This is a genomic window from Variovorax boronicumulans (assembly GCF_030812215.1).
GTDB lineage: Bacteria > Pseudomonadota > Gammaproteobacteria > Burkholderiales > Burkholderiaceae_C > Variovorax > Variovorax boronicumulans_C.
The window spans coordinates 1024512-1045823 of record NZ_JAUSSG010000001.1; the positions used below are offsets into that span (position 1 = coordinate 1024512).

25 protein-coding genes are annotated in these 21312 nt (G+C 68.2%); 16 read left to right on the forward strand and 9 right to left on the reverse strand.

The window, feature by feature from the left end; all coding sequences use genetic code 11:
* The first annotated feature begins 59 nt into the window (after positions 1 to 59).
* Positions 60 to 479 (forward strand): DUF2069 domain-containing protein, encoded by a 420-nt coding sequence (locus J2W23_RS04820; RefSeq protein ID WP_307647854.1) that lies wholly within the window; start codon positions 60 to 62, stop codon positions 477 to 479.
* Positions 476 to 1912, forward strand: coding sequence for an FAD-binding oxidoreductase (locus tag J2W23_RS04825; protein WP_307647855.1), 1437 nt, complete (start codon positions 476 to 478; stop codon positions 1910 to 1912). Before J2W23_RS04820 ends, J2W23_RS04825 begins: the two co-directional genes overlap by 4 nt.
* Here J2W23_RS04825 and J2W23_RS04830 read toward each other — a convergent pair.
* From J2W23_RS04830 to nthA, 3 genes are read right to left on the reverse strand one after another with little or no spacing between them, the layout of a single operon-like run.
* On the reverse strand, positions 1909 to 2283 hold the full coding sequence (locus J2W23_RS04830) for a nitrile hydratase accessory protein (protein ID WP_176658622.1): 375 nt from the start codon (positions 2281 to 2283) through the stop codon (positions 1909 to 1911). The genes J2W23_RS04825 and J2W23_RS04830 overlap by 4 nt on opposite strands.
* Positions 2280 to 2945, reverse strand: a complete 666-nt coding sequence (gene nthB / locus J2W23_RS04835) for a nitrile hydratase subunit beta (protein WP_307647856.1) — start codon at positions 2943 to 2945, stop codon at positions 2280 to 2282. The genes J2W23_RS04830 and nthB overlap by 4 nt, the downstream gene beginning before the upstream one ends.
* Positions 2942 to 3610: a nitrile hydratase subunit alpha gene (nthA, locus tag J2W23_RS04840; RefSeq protein WP_307647857.1), complete on the reverse strand. Its 669-nt coding sequence runs from the start codon at positions 3608 to 3610 to the stop codon at positions 2942 to 2944. The genes nthB and nthA overlap by 4 nt, the downstream gene beginning before the upstream one ends.
* Before the next feature lie 63 nt (positions 3611 to 3673).
* On the opposite strand from nthA, the gene J2W23_RS04845 reads away from it, so the two are divergent.
* The 4 genes from J2W23_RS04845 to J2W23_RS04860 all read left to right on the forward strand — a co-directional run bounded on the left by J2W23_RS04845 (position 3674) and on the right by J2W23_RS04860 (position 6572).
* Entirely contained in the window at positions 3674 to 4516 is an 843-nt protein-coding gene (locus tag J2W23_RS04845; protein WP_013540263.1) for a thymidylate synthase, read from the forward strand.
* Between the two features lie 13 nt (positions 4517 to 4529).
* Positions 4530 to 5051, forward strand: coding sequence for a dihydrofolate reductase (locus tag J2W23_RS04850; RefSeq protein WP_307647858.1), 522 nt, complete (start codon positions 4530 to 4532; stop codon positions 5049 to 5051).
* Positions 5048 to 6172 (forward strand): phosphatidate phosphatase App1 family protein, encoded by a 1125-nt coding sequence (locus J2W23_RS04855; protein WP_307647859.1) that lies wholly within the window; start codon positions 5048 to 5050, stop codon positions 6170 to 6172. The genes J2W23_RS04850 and J2W23_RS04855 overlap by 4 nt, the downstream gene beginning before the upstream one ends.
* Positions 6173 to 6332: 160 nt before the next feature.
* Positions 6333 to 6572 (forward strand): hypothetical protein, encoded by a 240-nt coding sequence (locus J2W23_RS04860; RefSeq protein WP_176658626.1) that lies wholly within the window; start codon positions 6333 to 6335, stop codon positions 6570 to 6572.
* Here J2W23_RS04860 and J2W23_RS04865 read toward each other — a convergent pair.
* From J2W23_RS04865 to J2W23_RS04875, 3 genes are all read right to left on the reverse strand, one after another.
* A complete protein-coding gene (locus J2W23_RS04865) occupies positions 6559 to 7563 on the reverse strand; it encodes a lysylphosphatidylglycerol synthase domain-containing protein (RefSeq protein ID WP_307647860.1) in 1005 nt (334 codons plus the stop codon). The two genes, J2W23_RS04860 and J2W23_RS04865, sit on opposite strands and share 14 nt — an antisense overlap.
* Positions 7564 to 7586: 23 nt before the next feature.
* On the reverse strand, positions 7587 to 7781 hold the full coding sequence (locus J2W23_RS04870) for a hypothetical protein (RefSeq protein ID WP_176658628.1): 195 nt from the start codon (positions 7779 to 7781) through the stop codon (positions 7587 to 7589).
* Positions 7782 to 7910: 129 nt separating this feature from the next.
* Positions 7911 to 8843, reverse strand: a complete 933-nt coding sequence (locus J2W23_RS04875) for a LysR family transcriptional regulator (RefSeq protein WP_307647861.1) — start codon at positions 8841 to 8843, stop codon at positions 7911 to 7913.
* A gap of 136 nt (positions 8844 to 8979) precedes the next feature.
* Between J2W23_RS04875 and J2W23_RS04880 the strand changes: the two genes are divergently transcribed.
* On the forward strand, positions 8980 to 10146 hold the full coding sequence (locus J2W23_RS04880; protein WP_307647862.1) for a mandelate racemase/muconate lactonizing enzyme family protein: 1167 nt from the start codon (positions 8980 to 8982) through the stop codon (positions 10144 to 10146).
* A 4-nt stretch (positions 10147 to 10150) separates the two neighbouring features.
* Here the strand turns inward: J2W23_RS04880 and J2W23_RS04885 are convergent, their stop codons facing one another.
* The 3 genes from J2W23_RS04885 to J2W23_RS04895 all read right to left on the reverse strand — a co-directional run bounded on the left by J2W23_RS04885 (position 10151) and on the right by J2W23_RS04895 (position 12599).
* On the reverse strand, positions 10151 to 10828 hold the full coding sequence (locus J2W23_RS04885) for an alpha/beta hydrolase family protein (RefSeq protein WP_307647863.1): 678 nt from the start codon (positions 10826 to 10828) through the stop codon (positions 10151 to 10153).
* Between the two features lie 37 nt (positions 10829 to 10865).
* Positions 10866 to 11570 (reverse strand): AP2 domain-containing protein, encoded by a 705-nt coding sequence (locus J2W23_RS04890; protein ID WP_176659005.1) that lies wholly within the window; start codon positions 11568 to 11570, stop codon positions 10866 to 10868.
* Positions 11571 to 11819: 249 nt separating this feature from the next.
* Complete coding sequence (locus J2W23_RS04895) at positions 11820 to 12599, reverse strand: IclR family transcriptional regulator (protein WP_373423891.1); 780 nt, start codon at positions 12597 to 12599, stop codon at positions 11820 to 11822.
* A 228-nt stretch (positions 12600 to 12827) separates the two neighbouring features.
* Here J2W23_RS04895 and J2W23_RS04900 point away from each other — a divergent pair, with 228 nt between their 5' ends.
* Genes J2W23_RS04900 through J2W23_RS04940 form a run of 9 tightly spaced genes read left to right on the forward strand, consistent with a single transcriptional unit; the run spans position 12828 to position 21237 of the window.
* Positions 12828 to 13757, forward strand: a complete 930-nt coding sequence (locus tag J2W23_RS04900; protein ID WP_307648067.1) for a Bug family tripartite tricarboxylate transporter substrate binding protein — start codon at positions 12828 to 12830, stop codon at positions 13755 to 13757.
* Between the two features lie 6 nt (positions 13758 to 13763).
* The gene (locus J2W23_RS04905) at positions 13764 to 14684 is read left to right on the forward strand and encodes an amidohydrolase family protein (RefSeq protein WP_307647864.1); all 921 of its coding nucleotides are present in this window, start codon (positions 13764 to 13766) and stop codon (positions 14682 to 14684) included.
* On the forward strand, positions 14681 to 15670 hold the full coding sequence (locus J2W23_RS04910; protein ID WP_307647865.1) for a Bug family tripartite tricarboxylate transporter substrate binding protein: 990 nt from the start codon (positions 14681 to 14683) through the stop codon (positions 15668 to 15670). Before J2W23_RS04905 ends, J2W23_RS04910 begins: the two co-directional genes overlap by 4 nt.
* A gap of 40 nt (positions 15671 to 15710) precedes the next feature.
* The gene (locus J2W23_RS04915; RefSeq protein ID WP_307647866.1) at positions 15711 to 16400 is read left to right on the forward strand and encodes an RraA family protein; all 690 of its coding nucleotides are present in this window, start codon (positions 15711 to 15713) and stop codon (positions 16398 to 16400) included.
* Positions 16397 to 17323 carry an NAD(P)-dependent oxidoreductase gene (locus J2W23_RS04920; RefSeq protein WP_307647867.1) on the forward strand — a complete coding sequence of 309 codons (927 nt, stop codon included), beginning with the start codon at positions 16397 to 16399 and terminating at the stop codon, positions 17321 to 17323. The genes J2W23_RS04915 and J2W23_RS04920 overlap by 4 nt, the downstream gene beginning before the upstream one ends.
* A gap of 42 nt (positions 17324 to 17365) precedes the next feature.
* Entirely contained in the window at positions 17366 to 18346 is a 981-nt protein-coding gene (locus J2W23_RS04925; protein ID WP_373423875.1) for a Bug family tripartite tricarboxylate transporter substrate binding protein, read from the forward strand.
* A 17-nt stretch (positions 18347 to 18363) separates the two neighbouring features.
* On the forward strand, positions 18364 to 19320 hold the full coding sequence (locus tag J2W23_RS04930; RefSeq protein WP_307647868.1) for a Bug family tripartite tricarboxylate transporter substrate binding protein: 957 nt from the start codon (positions 18364 to 18366) through the stop codon (positions 19318 to 19320).
* Between the two features lie 15 nt (positions 19321 to 19335).
* Positions 19336 to 20223 carry an amidohydrolase family protein gene (locus tag J2W23_RS04935; RefSeq protein WP_307648069.1) on the forward strand — a complete coding sequence of 296 codons (888 nt, stop codon included), beginning with the start codon at positions 19336 to 19338 and terminating at the stop codon, positions 20221 to 20223.
* 57 nt (positions 20224 to 20280) lie between these two features.
* Entirely contained in the window at positions 20281 to 21237 is a 957-nt protein-coding gene (locus tag J2W23_RS04940; RefSeq protein ID WP_307647869.1) for an SMP-30/gluconolactonase/LRE family protein, read from the forward strand.
* Positions 21238 to 21312 lie beyond the last annotated feature (75 nt).

Genomic DNA, 21312 nt, shown 5'->3' on the forward strand with positions numbered 1-21312 from the left:
AACCCCCTTCCGGGGGCAACACCAGCGGCCCGGCGAAGCCGGTTCCGCGGTGTTCGCCCATGCAACCCAACTCGCCGCTTCCGCCCTCTTCCGTCCGCGCCACCCGATGGGCCGCCGTGGGCAGCCTCGTCGGCCTGATCGTGCTGGGCCTGGCCTGGGAGCTGTGGCTCGCGCCGCTGCGGCCGGGCGGCTCGCTGCTGGCGCTGAAGGTGCTGCCGCTCGTGATTCCGCTCGCGGGGCTCTACAAGAACCGCATGTACACCTACCGCTGGGTCAGCCTGATGATCTGGCTCTATTTCACCGAGGGCGTGGTGCGCGCCTGGAGCGACACCAACGGCGTGGGGCAAATCCTCGCGCTGGTCGAGGTGCTGCTGTGCCTGGTGCTCTTCGCGGCCTGCGCCTGGCATGTGCGCCTTCGCCTGCGCCACGCCAAGACCGCCGCTGCCGCTGCCCGTCAACTGGAGGCTTCCGCCCAATGACTTCTTCTGCTTCCCCTGCTGCATTGATCGACCAACTGCGCGCCATCGTCGGCGCCGCGCATGTGCTCAACGAGGGCGACCTCACCGCCTACGAGCAGGACTGGCGCAAGCGCTCGCGTGGCAAGTCGCTCGCCGTGGTGCGACCGGCCAATGCGCAGCAGGTGGCCGATGTGGTCAAGGCCTGCGCCGCAGCCGGCACGGCCATCGTGCCGCAGGGCGGCAACACGGGTCTGGCTGTCGGCTCGATTCCCGACGAGAGCGGCACCCAGGTGGTGTTGAGCCTGCAGCGGCTGAATGCGATTCGCACCTTCGATGCCGCCAACCTCACGATGACGGTCGAGGCCGGCTGCATCCTTCAGACGCTGCAGGAAGCCGCCGAGAAAGAGGGCTACCTCTTCCCGCTGAGCCTTGCGGCCGAGGGCAGCTGCACCATCGGCGGCAACCTCGCGACCAACGCGGGCGGCACCCAGGTCGTGCGCTACGGCAATACGCGCGAACTGTGCCTGGGCCTGGAAGTGGTCACGCCGCAGGGCGAGATCTGGGAAGGCACGAGCGGCCTGCGCAAGGACAACACCGGCTACGACCTTCGCGATCTCTTCGTGGGCAGCGAAGGCACGCTGGGCATCATCACCGCCGCGACCATGAAGCTCTACCCGCTGCCCGCCGCGCAGCTCACGGCCTGGGCCGCGGTGCCCTCGCTCGACCATGCGGTCACGCTGCTGGGCCTGGCGCACAAGCACCTCGGCTCGGGACTCACGGGCTTTGAAGTCATGGGCAAATTCGCGCTGAGCCTGGTCGACAAGCACATGCCGCAATTGCGCGTGCCCTTCATCGACGATGCGGCGGTGCCCTACTGCGTGCTGCTGGAGAACTCCGACAGCGAATCCGAAGACCACGCACGCGCCCGCTTCGAAGCGCTGCTCGAAACCGCCTTCGAGGACGGCTGCGTGACCGACGCGGTGGTGGCGGAAAACCTCACGCAGGCGCACCAGCTCTGGCACATCCGCGAAAGCATTCCGCTCGCGCAGGCCGAAGAGGGCTTGAACATCAAGCACGACATCTCGATTCCGGTGTCGCGCATTCCCGCCTTCGTGGCCGAGACCGATGCGCTGCTGCAGCGCGAGATCGCCGGCGTGCGGCTCGTGAACTTCGGCCACCTGGGCGACGGCAACCTGCACTACAACGTGCAGGCGCCGGAGAACATCGACACCAAGGCGTTCTTGAAGAACGAGGAAGACCGCATCAACACGCTGGTGTACGACGCGGTCGAGAAGTTCGGTGGCTCGTTCTCGGCCGAGCATGGCGTGGGCTCGCTCAAGGTCGACAAGCTCGAGAAGCACAAGTCGCCGGTGGCGCTGGAGATGATGCGGACGATCAAGCGCGGGCTCGACCCGAAGAACACGCTCAACCCCGGCCGCGTGATCCGGGTCTAGCCGGGAAAGTCTTCGCCGCGCAACTCGATCGGCTGCCCGTGCGGCGTGCGGTCGGCCGCGTGGTCCCAGGCGTGGCGGTAGCGCGCGAGTTCGTCGCCCGAGCTCGCACCCTTGCGGGCCACGAGGCCTTCGAGTGCGGCGAGCCAGTGGCGGTAGTAGGTGTCGCCAGTGTCGGGGTCGCCGGCCGCCTGCGCGATGGCGATCTGTGCGGCAAGCGCCTCGGCCCACTCGACCCAGGTGAACAGGCCGCGTTCATGCAGCGCCAGCGTCATGGCGAAGGCCTGTGCTTCCCAGGGCTCCCTGAACACCGGCCCGTCGGCATCGCGCGGCATGCCGGGCGCAAGCGCCAGCGGCGGCATGTCGTTCTTCATGCGGCTGGCTCCAGATAACTTTCCCACGCATCGACCGACACCGAAAGGTTCTGGCGCGCCGCCCCGGCGCCCCAGAGCTCGGCCTCGTCGAAGACCACGGTGTAGAGCCACTGCGGCTGTTCGCCGAGGCCCTGCGCATGCGCATCGGCGAACACATGCGCGCCGTGGACGCGCTCGATCGTTCCACGCTTGCCCTGCACATAGCCCGGCAGCCGCGTGTGGTGGTCGACCTTGCCCCGATGCGTGCGCACGGCCTGCCCGACGGCAAATCGCGCCGGGCCCGGCTCGGGGCGCTCGGTGGGCGAGCCTTTGGCGAGCACCGCGGGCACGTTCGCGGCCTGCAGCACGCGGGCGACCGGCGCAGGTGGGTGCTTCATCTCCCCGGAGGAGATCTCGTCGGGGAAGACCTGCGCGCGCTGCAGCATCAGTTGCTCCAGGGCGCCGAGCCAGATCTGGTAGTAGCTCAGGTCGCGGTAGTCGGGCAGCGTCTCGCGCACCGCGCGGCTTGCATCGATGTTCCAGGAGCCGGTCGCGCCCATCGCCAGCGTGAGGGCCAGCGCGCGCGGCTCCCAATCGGCGTGGAACAGTTCGCCTTCGGGCTCCGGCGTGACCGGCCCGAAGCCGGGCTGGCCGCCGAGGTCGGCATGCGTGACGTAGCTCATGCGGCGCTCCCCGTCGAAAGTGCGTCCACCAGCCGCGTGCCGATCATCGAATCGCGCGAGACCAACTCGGCGAGCGCTTCCTCGCTCCAGCCCTCGGTGCCCGCGGGTCGCTGCGGGATCACGAGATAGCGCACTTCGGCGGTCGAATCCCAGACACGGATGCGCGTGCTCTCGGGCAGCGTCGTGCCGAAATCGGCCAGCACGCCGCGCGGGTCTTTCACGGCGCGCGAGCGGTACGGCGCGCTCTTGTACCAGGTGGGCGGCAGGCCGAGCACGGGCCAGGGATAGCAGCTGCAGAGGGTGCAGACGACCATGTGGTGCTGATCGCCCGTGTTCTCCACCGCCACCATGTGCTCGCCCTGCCGGCCGGTGTAGCCGAGCGAGGCAATGGCCGCCGTGGCATCGGCCATCAGCCAGTCGTGGAACGCCTGGTCGACCCAGGCCCGCGCCACCACCCGCGCGCCGTTGCGCGGGCCGATGCGGGTCTGGTAGGTGTCGATCAGCGCGTCGAGCGCAGCGGGATCGATGTAGCCCTTCTGCGTGAGCACGCTTTCGAGGGCGCGAACCCGCAGGTCCATCTCGCCGAGCTCGCTGTGATCGTGCGCATGATCGTGGCCGTGCTGGTGGCCATGTTCGCGGCCATTCGTGGGGTGGTCTTGGCTCATGCCCGCCATGCTAAGCCCGGGCACTTAAAATTCGAAAACCCGCCTCTGAGAGCACCTCTTGCCATGACCTCCACGCCCACCCGCCCCGTCCGCTCCCAGTACGAAGATTTCATGCGCCACGTGGACACCCACGGCGTCTTCAAGAGCGACCGCACCGGCACGGGCACCAAGAGCGTGTTCGGCCACCAGATGCGCTTCGACCTGAACGAGGGCTTTCCGCTGGTGACCACGAAGAAGGTGCACCTCAAATCCATCATCCAGGAACTGCTGTGGTTCCTGACCGGGTCGAGCAACAACAACTGGCTGAAGGAACGCGGCGTCACCATCTGGGACGAATGGGCCCGCGAAGACGGCGACCTGGGCCCCGTGTACGGCGTGCAATGGCGCAGCTGGCCCACGCCCGATGGCGGGCACATCGACCAGATTTCCGACGTCATCAAGACCCTGAAGACCAACCCCGATTCGCGCCGCATCATCGTGAGCGCCTGGAACGTGGCAGAACTCTCGAAGATGGCGCTGATGCCCTGCCATGCGTTCTTCCAGTTCTACGTGGCGCCGCCGCAGGCCGAGGGCGAACGCGGCAAGCTGAGCTGCCAGCTCTACCAGCGCAGCGCCGACATCTTTCTCGGCGTTCCCTTCAACATCGCAAGCTACGCGCTGCTCACGCACATGGTGGCGCAGCAGTGCGACCTGGACGTGGGCGACTTCATCTGGACCGGCGGCGACTGCCACATCTACAGCAACCACGCCGAACAGGTGAAGCTGCAGCTGAGCCGCGACCCGTACCCCTACCCCACGCTCAACATCAAGCGCAAGCCCGACTCGATCTTCGACTACCAGTACGAGGACTTCGAGGTGCTCGACTACAAGCACGGCGATCCGATCAAGGCGCCTGTGGCAGTCTGAGCGACCGAGCGACATGACCGAGCCCCGCATCAACCTCATCTACGCCCGCGCCGCCAACGGTGTCATCGGCGCCAACGGCACGATCCCCTGGCACCTGCCCGAGGACATGGTGCACTTCAAGCAGCAGACCGCCGGCGCGCCGGTGATCATGGGCCGCAAGACCTGGGACTCGCTGCCGCCGCGCTTTCGCCCGCTGCCGGGCCGACGGAACATCGTGGTCACGCGGCAGGCCGATTGGCGCGCCGAGGGCGCGGTGCCGGTGGGCAACCTGCGCGACGCGCTCTCGCTTTGTGCAGAAGCTGCGTCGCCCGAGGTGTGGGTGATCGGCGGCGCGCAGATCTACGCCGAGGCCGAGCCGCTGGCACAGCGCGCGGTCGTGACCGAAATCGCTCGCGACTACGAAGGCGATGCGCATGCGCCCGCACTCGACGGCGCGGCATGGCGCGAGACGCAGCGCGAATCGCACGTCTCGGCCAAGGACGGCCTGGGCTTCAGCTTCGTGACCTACGAACGCATCGCGCCCACGCACGCATGAACGACGAGCGCCCCGCCCTCCCGTCCGCGCCGCAACTGAAGCGGCGCTCCGTGGTGATGGGTGCGGCCTTGCTCGCGGGTCTCGCGCCGCTGCAGGCGCTGCAAGCCGCCGAACCCCTTGAACCCGATGAAGAGGCGCTCTTCCTGCCCGGCACGGCGCGCCCCACCGCCGACGGCCGGATCGAGGTCGACATCCACGCCTGGATCTTCGAGCGCGAACGGCGCTGGGGCCTGGACGCCGCGCTGGCGCGCTACCTCGGGCTGAGCCTCAAGAAACTCTCGCCCACGGCACGGCTGCGCTTCAACCAGCGCACCGCGCTGTTCCATGCGGAATCGGAAGAAGGCAAGCTGATCGATGTCGTCTTCGACGGCACGCAGGTCCGCGTGAAGATGCCGCCCTCGACGGCGGACGGACGCAGCAACCTGCGCGTGGTGGTCGACGCGCCGCGCACCGCGGCACCGCTGCAGTGGCTGCAGTTCCACGGCGTGACCGGACCGGGCGAACTGCTGCACCGCTTCAGGGGCCAGGCGCTCGTCGTGCCGCCGGCGGGCGTGTCCGTCATCTCGGACATCGACGACACCATCAAGCGCACCCAGGTGCGCGACCGGCGCGAGATGCTGCTGAACACCTTCGCGCGGCGCTTCGAGGCGGCACCCCGCATGGCCGCGTATTACCGCGCGCTGGCGCAGGTGCCGGACACGCGCTTTCACTACCTCTCGGCGAGCCCGATCCAGCTGTATCCCGCGCTCGCGGATTTCGTTCGCGACAACGACTTCCCGGCCGGCAGCATGCACCTGCGCGAGAGCACCACGTGGCGCACGCTGATTCCCGGCGCCGAGGATTCGCGTGCGCACAAGCTCGGCGTGATCGACCGGCTGCTCACCGAATTTCCGCAGCGTCGCTTCCTGCTCGTGGGCGATTCGGGCGAGGCCGATCCGGAAATCTACGCGCAGGTGTACCGCGCGAATCCGCAGCGCATCGACGGCATCGTGATCCGCGACGTGACCGAGGAGGGCCGGCTGTCCGATCGCTACCGCGCGACCTTCGATGGCATCGATCCGGTGCTCTGGCACATCCTGATGTCCGACACCACCGCGTGGCCGCTTCAAGCCAGCAGATAGCCTGCTGCAGTGCAGCGGCAAACGGTTGCGCCCGCACCGCGCAGGCAAAGTGAAAACTTCCGTACGCGCGTCAAAAGGGCATGCCCACCGCAGGGATTAGCCGCAGCTAATTGTTTGTGCGCACAATGTCCGGACCGCCATCAAGACAAGGAGACGGCTCATGTCCATGGAGTTTCTTCGGGTGATTTCGGAGCAGAGATTGCCCTATGTCGTCCACACGCCCGCAGACATCGACAGGCTGCGTGTGCTGCGTGCGGCCGACCTGGTGACTGCCTTCATCCCGCCGTCCGAGCACGCGCCGGACGAGCGCGCGATACACCAGCTGGCGCAGGTCGAATCGATCACCGCCAAGGGCAAGCTGGTCCTGAACAAGGCCACCTCCGCATTCATCGAGTTGTGACGACCTCGCCTTGCGGCGGATGACTCGTCGCATGGCGCTCCAGAAAGACATACAGCGCCATCCCGCCGGCCAACGGCAACAGGTAGTAAAGCGCGCGATACGCGAGCACCGCGCCCATCAATGCACCCTGCTTCACGCTGCCTGACAACAGCGCGAGATAGACGGCTTCCAGCACCCCGAGCCCCGCGGGAATCGGCGTGATCACCCCCACGATCGATGCGGCCAGCAGCACGCCCAATGTGGTCGTGTAGGGCACCTGCTGGCCGAGCAGCAGGTACATCGCGGAGCCCATCAGCGCCCAGTTGGTCGCCGACAGTGCGAGCTGTATCAACGCGAGCCTCGCGCTCGGCAGCCTCAGCCGCCGTTTCCTCCAGCGCCATTCGCGGCCGCGCAAGAGTGCGCAGGCCACGACGTACGCCACGGCCAGCAGGATCATCGCGACGCCGATCGCGCGCAATGCGCCCGCGCCGATCGGCGCCCGGCTCGGCGGCGCGATGGCACCGGCGGCGAACAGGCCGCCCGCTAGCAGCCCATACCCCAGCCAGTTGGTCACAAGACTGAGCCCGACGATCTGCGCCACCGTCGCTTCGTCGAGGCCCGCACGCGCATACAAGCGCGCACGCATCGCAATGCCACCGACCAGCGAGCCGAGATTCAGGTTGAAGGCATAGCTGGTGACCGCAATCGCCCAGGTGCGCCAACGCGGCAGCACATGGTGCGTATGCCGCCGCCCGATCAGGTCGAAGCAGCCATACAGCGCGTGGCTCGCGGTGGCAAGGCCCAGCACGCCGAGCAGCAGCCAAGGCGAATAACGCTGCAATGCATGCCATGCGCCGGCCCAGTCGACCTTGTGCGCATGCGACAGCAAGAGCCCGAGGATCGCGATGCCGACCAGCGGCAACACCCAGCGGCGACTGCGCTGCCAGAGCGATGCCGATGTGGCGGACGCGTGGGAAGTTTCTGCGCTGGCGGTGGCTGCGTTGCCGTTCATGGACGCGACCCTGGACCGCGGCGTCAGGACTTGCGCTCTCGCGACTTCTCCGCTTTTTGCGGCGTCTTGTCTTCCGCCAGGCCCGGGTCCTCGAGCTTGCGGTTGACCACCTGCTTCATCATCTCCTCGCCTTCGGTGTCCCGTCCGTCGCTGGGCACGGACTCCTCTTGCGTGATCTCCGGCTCCTCGTGGGCGGGGGCTTTGGTTCTGGAACTCATGGGAAATCTCCTGTGGAACACCCGAGTTTCCGGAGGCGCAGCGCGCGGCTCGCCAGCCGGCGACGACGGGGAATGCAGGACATCGCCCCGATGTGTGTCGCGGCGCACGCCGCAGGCCGTCAAGACGCGCTAGGGATCGCCGCCGCCGCCGACCAGTTGCCACAGCGCCTCGGCCACCGGCGTCATGACGGCGAGTTGACGGTACAGCCGGATGTCCACCGGCACGCGCCAGCCGCCCGCGCCGGCGTCCACCAGCGCGCCGCTGCGCAGGTCCTCCGCCACCAGGCTCATCGGCAGCCACGCGAGGCCGCGGCCTTCGAGCGCCATGGTCCTGAGCAGCGCGGCATGGTGCGCTGTGAAGACCACCGACAGCGAGGGCGCGAAGTCCTTGCCGAACTCGCTGTCCTGGATCGACCGCATGATCCGCCCGAGCCCCGAGGCCTCGCTGTAGGCCAGCACCGAAGGCGGCGGTTGCGCGCCGAGCGCATGCCGGGGCGCGCCGTTTGCATCGGGCGCCGCGAGCGGCACCAGCACGTCGCCGCTCAGGCGCTGCACGGGGTACTGCGCCTCGTCGAGCCGGCCGGGCGCGCCGGCATGGCCGTGGCACAGCACGAACTGCACGCGGCGCTGCAGCATCAGGTCTTCGCAGGCCTGCGAGCTGTCGGAGATGGTCTGGATCGGCCCCGTGCTCAGCCGGGCCTCCACACTGCCCAGCCAACGCGGGAAGAAGGTGAGCGACAGCACGTGCGTGGCGGCGAAGCTCAGGCTGGCCGCGTCCAGGTCGTGCGCGTCACGCGCTTCGACGCGGGCCGCCTGCAGGCCGGCCAGCACCTCCTGCAACAGCGGCCGGAAGCGCTTGCCCGCCGCGGTCAGCGTGACCGGATGCGCGCTGCGGTCGAACAGGTCGACGCCCACCCACTCCTCCAGCGCGCGAATGTGCCGGCTGAAGGCGGGTTGCGCGATGGAGCGCGCCTCGGCCGCGCGCGAGAAATTACCGGTCTCGGCCAAGGCCAGGAAATCTTCCAGCCATTCGAGATCGAGGGGTCGGTTGCCGGGGCCCATGTGCAGATGCGCAGCGCGATTGAATAGTTGTATGCAATTGGAGTATTGGACGGTGCAAGCCCGCCCGGAAAAAGATGCACGCCTTCTTCCTGCACTGCACCTTCAACCACGGTGGGATTCTCCCCCACCCCTCAGCATGAAAATCGTCAACATCCTCGAGTCCACGCGTCCCATCAAGTCGGACATCCGCAACGCCTACATCGACTTCTCGAAGATGACCCTGAGCCTGGTGGCCGTGGTCACCGACGTGATCCGCGACGGCAGGCCGGTCATCGGCTACGGCTTCAACTCGAACGGCCGCTACGGCCAGGGCGGCCTGATCCGCGGGCGCTTCCTGCCGCGGCTGCTGGAGGCCGAGCCGGCCTCGCTCCTCGACGAGACCGGCGAGAACCTCGACCCCCACAAGATCTGGGCCCGCATGATGATCAACGAGAAGCCCGGCGGCCACGGCGAGCGCTCGGTGGCCGTGGGCACGATCGACATGGCCGTGTGGGATGCCGTCGCCAAGATCGCCGGCAAGCCGCTCTACCAGCTGCTGGCCGAGCGTTACGGCAGCGGCACGCCCGATCCGCGCGTGTTCGTGTACGCCGCGGGCGGCTACTACTACCCCGGCAAGGGCGTCGAAGGGCTGCAGCGCGAGATGACCAGCTACCTCGAGCGCGGCTACTCGGTCGTGAAGATGAAGATCGGCGGCGCCACGCTGGCCGAAGACTGCGAACGCATCGAGTCGGTGCTGAAGATCCTCGGCCCCGGCCAACAACTGGCGGTGGACGCCAACGGCCGCTTCGACCTGCCCACCGCCATCGACTACGGCCGCGCGCTCTCGCAGTACCCGCTCTTCTGGTACGAGGAAGCCGGCGATCCGCTCGACTACGAACTGCAGGCAAAGCTCGGCGAGGTGTACGCCGGCCCGATGGCCACGGGCGAGAACCTGTTCTCGATGCAGGATGCGCGCAACCTCATCCGCCACGGCGGCATGCGGCCCGACCGCGACTGGCTGCAGTTCGACTGCGCGCTGAGCTACGGCCTCGTCGAATACCTGCGCACGCTCGACATGCTGAAGGCACACGGCTGGTCGCCCTCGCGCTGCATTCCGCACGGCGGCCATCAGATGTCGCTGGCCATCGCCGCGGGCCTGGGCCTGGGCGGCAACGAGAGCTACCCCGACCTGTTCCAGCCCTACGGCGGCTTCCCCGACGGCGTGAAGGTGCAGGACGGCTATGTCACGCTGCCGCCGCTGCCGGGCATCGGCTTCGAAGGGAAGGCGGATCTGATCGCCCAGATGCGGGCGCTGGCGAGTTAGTTGCTCAGCCGATGCGCCAGGCCTGTGTCCACATGGCCAGCGCATCGAGCGCTTCGTCGAGCGCGTCCTGGTTCGAGCGCCCACTGCGCCTGGGCACGCTGAACGAGTGGTCGGCGTCCTCGATCTCCATCGATGTCGCCAGTGATCCCAGGCCGCGAAGCACGGGCCGCATCTGCGCGGGCTCCGCGAGCTTGTCGCGCGTGCCGTGCACGAACAGCATCGGCACCTCGACCTCGTACAGATGGGCGGCGCGATCGACGGACGGAGCGCCCGAGGGGTGGAGCGGAAAGCCGAGAAAGACCAGTCCCGCGACGCCCGGCATCGGTTCGAGCGCCTGGGCCTGCGAGGTCATGCGGCCGCCGAACGACTTGCCGCCGGCGAACAGCCGAACGCCATCGAAATGCTGCGAAGCGCATCGGACGGCCGCTCGCACTGTGGCGTGGGCGAGCGCCGGCGAGTCCACGCGCTTCAGGCCTTTTTCCATGTACGGGAACTGATAGCGCAGCGTCGCGATGCGCCGCTCTGCCAGGCCCTCGGCGACGGCATTCATGAACGGATGCGTCATCCCCGCGCCCGCACCGTGCGCCAGGACAAGGCAGGCCTGGGCATCCGCCGACGCCACCGCCAGGGCCGAGACATCGACACCGGATGCGAGGGAGATTGCGATCTGCATTGTTTTCATGGCAAAGCCCCGATCCTCGGCCACGGACGCATTCGATTCAAGCAGCGCGACTCCCGCGGCGCTTCTGTTCCAACTGGCGCTGGCGTTCCTCCGCGGCGAGCGTCCTGGCCTTGTCGTGGCCATGCTCGGCCACCGAGAACGCCTTGCTCACCGTGCCCTTTCCCGCGATGTAGGTGATGGCCATCCAGTAGCCCGGATGCCGGGCCCGGGGCGCCTTGAAGGTGACGCCGGAAATGCCGCTGCGGTTGTTCTTTCGCACGATCTCGGATGGCGAGCGTTTCGGCGAAAGCCCCGCGATCGGGTGGGCAGGCGCGTTGCGGATCGCCTCTTCGGCCGGATGTACCTTCGCCAGCCCGGACATCTGCGCCAACTGGCGCTTGCGCTCCCGGATCGCCATCGACCGTCCGGCACCGCCCTGGTCGCTGACAAGAAACAGCGCCCGCAGGATCTGGTCGTGGGCGATGTAGGTCTTGGCGAGCCACCCCAGCATCTTTCCCTGGGCCGACAGCAGGCGGAACACGCCGGGCACCCCGGTCTTGTTGTTGGGCCGGATCTTCTCGGCCCGCGAGCGGCGCGTGACCGGCGGCAGGCTTTTCACCAGGGCATCGCGCCACCGCTGCGCGTGCAGGAGCGCGTGCGAACTGCCGCCGTAGCTGGCTTGGCCGAACCCCTCGCGATATCGCACGCCGGCCCTGACGATCGACACCTCGAACCCCCAAGGCCGGCTATAGATGCCGTACATGTCGGCGGAATTCGGAACACCCTTTGGCATGCTGGGATCGCGTTGAATCGTGTGCTGGATTACGTATCGCAATAACCGCCAACGGGGAGCGCTTGCGCAAGGCTCAGGCCGTGATCCGGCAGGGGCCGACCCAGGTGGCGACGTACGTTTCTGGTTCTGGACAGTGCCCCATAGTTCCGCCAAGAAGCGCCCGCAGCCTGCGCCAGCCCTCGCCGCGCTTCGTTGCCTTCGAGACGCAGTTCGGTGTCTTCAGGGATGCCATGTGGAAACAACCGTTGGCGTTTGCGCAGTAGGACGACCGGCGAGCGCATACGAGAGCTCATTTGCGGCTTTCATGATCGTCTTTGCCAGGCCGATGAGCTTCGCCTTGGGCAATCGGTCGGCGGGTCCGGAAATGCACACCGAGCCGAGCAGGGCCCAGCGCAGGCCGAAGACGGGCGCGGACACCGTCGCCACGTTTTTCTCGCGTTCGCCGATGGAGAAGTGATAGCCCTTCTTGCGAATGTCCTCGTAGAGCTTCCCGGGTTCGCCCGAGAACGCAAGAATGACCCGCCCTGGAGAACCGAGCTCCAAGGGGAGCATCGCGCCCATGCGCGCATGGTGGCGAATGGGTTGCGGCCCTTCCACACGCGCCAGGCATGTGCGCGAATTGCCTTCGCGCACATAGAACGCCGCACTTTCGCCGGTGGCGTGCGATAGCGCGAGGAGCATCGGCTCCACCACGTTGTTGGCGTCGAAGCTGGCCTGATAGCGAGCGCCGAGCCAGCCGGCCGCAGGGCCGAGCCGCCATTCGCCGTCGTCGCGCTGCACCACATAGCCGGCCAGCGCCAGCGTGCGAAGCAGCCGCAGCGCCGTGGTCTTGTGCATGCCGCTGCGCCGCGTCAATTCGGCGAGCGAAAGCCGCTCGTCCTGCATCCCAAACGCATCAAGGAGATGCAGAGCCCGGGTCACCGCGGTCACGCCTCCGGTGGCTTCGAGGTCAGCCTCGCGCGGCGCCTCGACGACCTGGGCCGATCGCTTGGTCTTCACCGCCTTGACGGCGCCTTTCTCAGCAGGAATTTTTTTGGCTTCTTGTTTCACTCAATGGTCCATGTTGCGTGCCGTGGACCACCATTGTAGATAGTGGAACGCAAATCTAGAGTCGCTGCATGCCCTGGAGCACCGCTTCGGGACCCATTCGAACGATTCGGAGACAAACAAATGCGCACCTCGAGCCACAGCTCGCTTTCCCGTCGTGCAGCGCTCGGCGCTGTCCTCATGCTCACCTGCGGCATGGCACTGGCGCAGGCCTATCCCTCGCGCGCCATCCGCCTCGTGGTGCCTTTCCCGCCGGGCGGCGGCACCGACATCATTGCCCGCGAGGTGGCCAACAAGGTCGCGACCACCGAAGGCTGGTCGATCGTCATCGACAACAAGCCCGGCTCCGGCGGCAACATCGGTGTCGATGCCGCAGCCAAGGCCAATCCCGACGGCTACACGCTGGTGCTGGGTCAGACCAGCAACCTCGCGATCAACCCGTCGCTCTATGCCAAGCTGCCCTACGACCCGGTGAAGGACCTGGCACCGGTGGGCCTTGTGGCGAGTGCACCGCTGGTGCTGGTGGTGGCCTCCGCCTCGCCCTACAAGAAGCTCGCCGACGTGGTGGCCGCGGCGAAGGCCAAGCCCACCGCGCTCAACTACGCGAGTTCGGGCAACGGCACGGTCGCCCACCTGGCGACCGAACAGTTCCAGAAGGCCGCGGGCGTGCAGTTCACGCACGTGCCCTACAAGGGCGCCTCGCAGGGCCTGACCGACTTGGTCGGGGGGCAGATCCAGATGTACATCTCATCGGTGCCGACGCTGATCGCGCAGATCAAGAGCGGCCAGTTGCGTGCGCTGGCCGTGACCTCGCTGCAACGCAACCGCGACCTGCCCGAGGTGCCCACCATGGCGGAGTCGGGCTACAAGGATTTCGAGGCGGTCACGTGGTTCGGCGTCGCCGGCCCCGCCGCAATGCCGAAGGAGGTCGTCGCCAGGTTGAACACGGCCTTCAACAAGGCCCTTGCAGCTGCCGACGTGCAAAAGAAGCTTGCCGCGCAAGGCGCGGAAGTGATGACCGGCCCGCCCGAAAAATTCGCATCGCTGATCCGCACCGATGGCGTCCGCTGGGGTGCGATCGTGAAGTCGTCCGGCGTCAAGATGGACTGACCCGGCATGGCTCTGCCCACCGCTTCGTGCGCGGACACGCTCGTCGCTGCGTTCTCGGCTGGGCGCGGCCGCACCGCAGTCGACGTTCCGCCGGATGCCTGCGATTGCCATGTGCATCTCTACGATGCGCGATATCCCGCGGCGCCAGGTGCCGCGCTGAGGCCGCCGGACGCCAGCGCGGCGGACTACCGCCAACTGCAGCGGCGCACGGGAACGCAGCGGGTCGTGTTCGTGACGCCATCGACCTACGGCACCGATAACAGGACCTTGTGCGACGCGCTTGCGGCCTTTGGCGCCCGGGCGCGCGGCGTGGCCGTGATCGAGGAGCAGGTCAGCGATGCCCAGCTGTCGGCATTGCACGCCTGCGGCGTGCGCGGCATCCGCCTGAACCTGTCGCACGGTGTCGTCAATTCCGTCTCGCAGATCGAGCCGCTCGCACGCCGCATCGCACCGCTGGGCTGGCATTTGCAGTTGCTCGCGCCTGTCGACACATGGCCCGGCCTGGCCGCCGTGCTCGACAGGTTGCAGGTGCCGCTCGTGTTCGATCATTTCGGCCGGCTCGCGCCCTCCATGGCCGGCCGGCATCCGGCGCACGCGCTGATCCTTCGCTTGCTTTCGGAGCGTCGAGCCTGGGTCAAGCTGTCCGGCGCCTACATCGTCAGCGAAAAGGGTGCCCCCCGGTACGAAGACGTGGCTGCGCTGGCACGCAGCTTCCTGGAAGCCGCGCCGGATCGCGTGCTCTGGGGCAGCGACTGGCCTCACGCGTCAGCCACCGCCGGCCACCAGGCGATGCCGGACGACGCGCAGCAGATGGCGCTGCTCTCCGACTGGACCGGCAGCGCGGGTGTGTTGCACCGCGTGCTGGTCCGCAACCCCGCCGAACTCTATGGGTTCGAACACCCCGCAACGATTCCGGAGACTCCATGACCCGCATCCCCCGGCGCCGGTTCGGCGCGCTCGGCCTGGCTGCTGCCCTCGCCGCCGCCTCATTCCCCGCTTTCGCGCAAGGCCAGTGGCCGGCCGGCAAGCCCATCACCTGGGTGGTGCCGTATCCGCCGGGCGGCACGACCGACATCCTGGGCCGCGCCATCGCGCTGCGGCTGGGCGCCTCGCTCGGCGCCACGGTGATCGTCGACAACAAGCCAGGCGCGACCGGAACGATCGGCTCGGCGTTTGTCGCACGCGCCGCGCCCGACGGCTACACGCTGCTGGGCACCTCGATCGGCCCGCAGGCGATCGTGCCGAACCTGCTGGCGAAGATGCAGTACGACCCCGTCAAGGCCTTCGCGCCGGTGTCGCTCATCGGGACCATTCCGCACGTGCTGATCGTGGGTGCCGGCCAGCCCTTCCGAACGGTCGCGGACCTCGTCGCGCAGGCGAAGGCGCGGCCCGACGCGCTGTCGTTCGCCTCCGGTGGCAATGGCACGGTGCTGCAGATGCAGGGCGAACTCCTGCGGCTGCAGACCGGGGCCAGGATGACGCATGTTCCCTACAAGGGCGACACGCCGGCCATCCAGGACGTTCTGGCGGGTCATGCGAGCTTCATGTTCGCCCCCGTGGCCGCCGCGCTCCCGCACATCCAGAGCGGCCATCTCAGGGCGCTGGCCGTCACTTCGGCAGCGCGCCTGAAGTCGCTGCCCGACGTTCCGACCATGGGGCAGGCGGGCTTCAAGGATTTCGTGGTGGAGCAGTGGCAGGCCGTCTATGCGCCGGCCGGCACTCCCGCCCCGGTGGTGCAGCGCCTGCACGACGAAGTGGTGCGCCAGTTGAAGGAACCCGAGCTCGTCGCAATGGCCGACAAGCTCGGCGTCACCCTCGTGGGAAGCACGCCGCAGCAACTCGCCGACACCCAGAAAGCGGACCTGGCCAAGTGGGCCAAGGTCATCAAGGACGCCGGCATCAAGCCGGACTGAGCGCCACCCGATTCATTCCTCACTTCCTGAAAGCACATCCATGTCCTCGACCCTTCCCGACATCGTCCGCAACTTCGAACGCGTGCCCGCGCACGTCGTGGCCCAGGCGGCGCAATTCCAGCCCGCGATCCTGGCCGACGTGGCCGGGCGCCGCGGCGCCTTGCACGGCCGCATCAAGGCATTGCGCCCCCACATGAAGCTCGCCGGCAACGCCATCACGGTGGAAGTGCGCCCCGGCGACAACCTGATGATCCACGCCGCCATCGCGATGGCCCAGCCGGGCGACGTGCTCGTCATCGACGGCAAGGGCGACCAGGGCGCAGCGCTCATGGGCGCGATCATGATGACCGCCTGCAAGAAGTTGGGCATCGCCGGCGTCGTGATGGACGGCGCATGCCGCGACAGCCTGGAGATCGACGAGATGGACTTCCCGGTCTTCTCGGTCGGCACCAACCCCAACGGCCCGACCAAGAACATCGGCGGGCGCATCGGCCATCCGGTGTCGATCGGCGGCGTGACGGTGAACCCGGGCGACTTCGTCATCGGCGACGGCGACGGCGTGGTCGTGGTGGAGCGCGAGAAGATCGAATCGCTGCTGCCGCTGGCCGCCAGGAAGGTGAAGGACGAAGCCGCGCGCATCGCGGCCATCCACGAGGGCGACACGGCAGCCAAGTGGCTGGTCTCGGCGCTACGCACGGCCGGCGTTCTCAAGGAAGGAGAAACGCTGTGAGCGCAATCCTCGTCACGGGCGCGGACCTCGCGCCGCAGGCCCTCGCGCTGCTCGAAGGGCATGAGGTCGTCTACGCGGGCAAGACGCCGACCGAGGACGACCTCGTCGCGTTGTGTCGCATGCACGACCCGGTGGCCATCATCGTGCGCTACGGCAAGGTGGGCTCGGCCGTGATGGACGCGGCACCGTCGCTCAAGGTGATCTCCAAGCACGGCAGCGGTACCGACACCATCGACAAGGCGGCGGCGAGCGCGCGCGGCATCGAAGTCGTCGCGGCCGTCGGCGCCAATGCGGCAGCCGTCGCCGAGCAGGCGCTCGCCCTGCTGCTCGCTTGTGCCAAGTCGGTGGTGGCGCTGGATGGGCGCATGCACGCCGGCCACTGGGACAAGGCCACGCACAAGAGCCTGGAGCTCGGCGGTCGCACCATCGGCCTCATCGGGCTGGGCGCGATCGGCCTGCGCTTCGCGCGCATGGCGCATGCGCTGGGCATGCGCGTGCTGGGTTTCGATCCGTTCGCCAAGGACGTGCCGGCGCATGTCGAGGTGGTGGACCTCGCCACGCTCTGGCGCGAATCCGACGCCATCTCGCTGCACTGCCCGCTGACGGAGGACAACCGCGGCCTGCTCGATGCGCAGACGCTCGCGCAATGCAAGCGCGGCGTGATCGTCGTCAACACCGCGCGCGGCGGGCTGATCGACGAGGTCGCGCTGCTCGCGGCCGTGCGCTCGGGCCAGGTCGCCATGGCGGGCCTGGACAGCTTCGCGGTCGAGCCGATGGCGCCCGGGCATCCGTTCCAGGCCGAGCCGAACATCGTGCTGAGCCCGCACATCGGCGGCGTGACCGGCGATGCCTATGTGAACATGGGCGTCGGTGCCGCGAAGAATCTGCTGCAGGTGCTGGCCCGCCAGGCCGCGGCCGCCTGAGTTGCCGGCTTGCGCCATGTACAAGAGACCAAGGAGACATTCATGAAGATCGCTACACCCCTTCGCTGGGCCATGGCGGCGGCAGGATTGACGGCGGCACTGGCCACGCATGCGCAGGCGCCAGCGTGGCCCGCGAAATCCGTTCGCGTGCTCGTCGGCTTCTCCGCCGGCGGTCCCACGGACGTGGTCGCGCGCGCCTTTGCCGACTACGCCTCGCGCGCGCTCGGCCAGCCCTTCGTCGTCGACAACAAACCCGGCGCCAACACCATCCTCGCGGCGGAGGCGGCCGTCGCCGCGCCGGCCGACGGCTACACGCTGCTGCTCGGGGCGACCAACCACACGATGATCCCCGCGCTGTACAGCCAGCGGGTCAAGTTCGATGCGGTGCGCTCGTTCGCGCCGGTGTGCTCGCTCGCCGCGAGCCCGACGGTGCTGGTCGTCGGTCCGTCGATGCCGGTCAAGTCGGTGGACGCATTCCTGCAGACGGTGAAGGCCGAGCCGGGCAAGCGCACCTATGCCACGCCGGGCTCGGGCAGCTCGGGCCACTTCGCGAGCGCGCAGTTCACGCAGCTCACGCGCACGTCGATGAACCACATTCCGTACAAAGGCGCGGCGCAGGCGATCACCGACCTCATGGGCGGGCAGGTCGACAGCTCGTTCGCGACGCTGGGCTCGGTGCTGCCCCAAGTGCAGTCGGGCAAGCTCACCGCGCTGGCGGTGGCGGCACCCAAGCGCTCGGCGCTGCTGCCGAACGTGCCCACCTTCGAGGAGGTTGGCGTCAAGGGCTACGCGGCGGACGCGTGGTATGGCCTTCTGGCACCGGCCGGCACGCCGCCCGCCGTGCTGGCCACGCTGCGCCGCGTCGCCACCGAGTTCACGCAGGCCCCCGCCACGCGGGAGAAGCTGCGCTCTCTCGGCATGGAAGCGCAGAACACGTGTTCAGAGGCGTTCGGCGCCCAGTTGGCGCAGGAGGTCAAGCTGTACGGAGAGCTCGCGCGCGCGCTCGATCTGAAGACCGAATGAACACCGCCAGAAAAACCATGATCCATTCCATTCGACGCTTGCTCGCCGCAAGCCTTTTCGTCGCCGCGTCGGCACAGGCGGCTTTTCCGGAACGTCCCATCACCCTCGTGGTACCCTATGCGCCGGGCGGCTCGGCCGATGCGCTCGCGCGTGTGCTGGCGGTGCGCGTCGGCGCGAAGCTGGGCACCAGCGTGATCGTCGACAACAAGCCCGGCGCGAGCGGCACCATCGGCGCGAGCTTCGCGGCCAAGGCCGCGCCCGACGGCTACACGGTGCTCTACGACGCCACGCCGTACTCGATCAACCCGCACCTCTTTGCGCGCATGCCTTTTGCGGCCAATGCGCTGCAGCCGCTCGCCCTCGTCTCGCTCGCGCCCAACATCGTCATCGTGCGGGCGGAGTCGCCGGTCAAGTCCATCAAGGACCTCGCCGACCGGGCCAAGGCCGAGCCGGGAAAGATCAACTTCGCATCGGGCGGCAGCGGCACCGTGCAACGGCTCGCCGCCGAACTGCTGCGCCAGCGGCTTGGCCTGGACATGGTGCACGTAGGCTACAAGAGCGGCGGCCCGGCCATCGTCGACACGATGGGCGGGCAGGTCGACTTCATGTTCAGCACCATTGCCGCGTCGTACCCGCTGGTCGCGAGCGGCAAGCTGCGCGCGCTGGCGGTGTCGTCGCCGCAGCGCTCGCCGCGCCTGCCCGATGTGCCGACCATCGCCGAGACCGTCGCACCCGGCTACGAGGCCTACGAATGGAACGGCCTGCTGCTGCCGGCCGGCACGCCCGCCGCAGTGGCGGACAAGCTTCACAAGGCCGTGGTCGAAGTGCTGAAGGAAGACGAGGTCAGGCAGCGCTTCGTCGACGTGGGCGTGCAGCCGGTCGGCTCGACGCCGGCCGAGTTCGCCGTGTTCCTGAAGAAGGAAGATGCGAAATGGGCCGACGTGATCCGCAAGGGCAATATCAAGCTCGACTGAATGCCGAACACCCCGATGACCGCCCCGCCGCTCTCGCAACCGGTTCCGCACTCGGTGGGGCTGAACCGCCCCACGCTCGCGCTGCCGCAAGACGCCTGCGACAGCCACATGCACATCTTCGATCCGCGGTTCGCTGCATCGTCGCACTGGAAGCGCCAGCCGCCGCGGGCCGAGGTGGGCGCCTATCGGCTGCTGCAGCAGCGCCTGGGCACCGCGCGCACGGTGATCGTCAACCCCTCGACCTACGGCACCGACAACGCCTGCACGCTCGATGCGTTGGCCCGACTGGGCGAGCGCGCGCGTGGCGTTGCCGTGGTGGACCAGGACGTTGCCGATGCCGAGCTCGACCGGCTCGCCGCGCATCGCGTCTGCGGCCTGCGGGTCAACTTCGTCACGCCGCAGTCCTGGGGCACGACCACGTCGCAGATGCTCGTCACGCTCGCGCGCAAGGCCGCGCGGCTGGGCTGGCACATCCAGGTCTTCGCGCAGCCGGAGCAACTTGTCGAGCTCGAACCCGTGCTCGCGGCGCTGCCGGTGCCGCTGGTCATCGACCATATCGGCCGCATCGACCCCGCCGGTGGCGTCGACGGCGAGGCCTATGGTGCGATGCGGCGGCTGCTGGATGCGGGCAACACGTGGGTCAAGCTGTCGGGCGTGTACATGCGCTCGCGCGACGGTGCGCCGGCCTACGGCGACTGCGCGCCGCTGGGCCGGGCACTCGTCGAGGCGGCGCCCGAGCGGCTGGTGTGGGGAAGCGACTGGCCGCACACGACCGAAGTCGCGGGTACCGTCAACGATGCCGACCTGGCCGATGTGCTCATGAGCTGGTGCCCGAACGTGGCCGTGCGCGATCGCATCCTGGTCGACAACCCGGCGAAGCTCTACGGCTTCGCGGCCGGCTGACTCGCGCAGTCGCTGCGCCCTTCAGAATCGCGCGCCACAGCGCCCAAGGAGACCGATTTGTACCTACTGCAGCCGCCCCAGGTGCTGGAGCTCGAGACCTTCACCACCATGCCCGAGGCCTTGCGCCGCCGGGTGCCGAGCGTGTGGGCCGACGCCAACCGCGGCGGCCAGCCCACCGACTCCTTTCTCGAAGGCCCTGTGTTCGACGACGCCGGCAACCTCTATGTCTCGGACATTCCTTTCGGCCGCATCTTCCGCATCGATGCCGCGGGAACCTGGACGCAGGTTGCCGCATACGACGGCGAGCCGAACGGCATGAAGTTCATCGATGCGCACACGCTGCTCGTCACCGACTACAAGAACGGCCTGATGCGCGTGGACGTACGCACCGGCCAGGTCGCGCCGCACCTGCAGCGGCGCAACAGCGAGAGCTTCAAGGGCGTCAACGACCTTGTGCTCGATGCAGAGGGCAACATCTACTTCACCGACCAGGGGCAGAGCGGGCTGCACGATCCGTCGGGCCGCCTGTACCGGCTGCGGCCGAACGGCCAGCTCGACCTGCTGCTGTCGAACGTGCCGAGCCCGAACGGCGTGGCGCTCTCGCCGGACGGCAAGCTCCTGTACCTCGCGGTGACGCGCGGCAACTGCGTCTGGCGCGTGCCGCTGCTGCCCGACGGCAGCGTGGCGAAGGTGAGCCAGTTCTTCACGTCGTATGGCCCCAGCGGTCCCGACGGGCTCGCGGTCGATGCGCTGGGGCGGCTGCTGGTCGCCAACCCCGGCCTCGGCTATGTGTGGGTGCTCAACCAGCGCGCGGAGCCGGTGATGGTGCTGCGCGGCCCGGCCGGTGCTTCGACGACCAACATCGCTTTCGGCGGCCCCGACAAGGCCACGCTCTTCGTGACCGACTCCACCCACGGCAGCGTACTGAAACTGGTGCTGGATACGCCTGGCGTCGCACTGCATCGCGGGGCGCCGACGGGACAGCGAGCAGAAAAATCCCGATCGCCGGATTGAACTGACGTCGCTGGCGGACGGCGCTCGAGGGAAACCTTCACGCTCGCGGGATAGCGCACCAGTTGTCTCCACCGA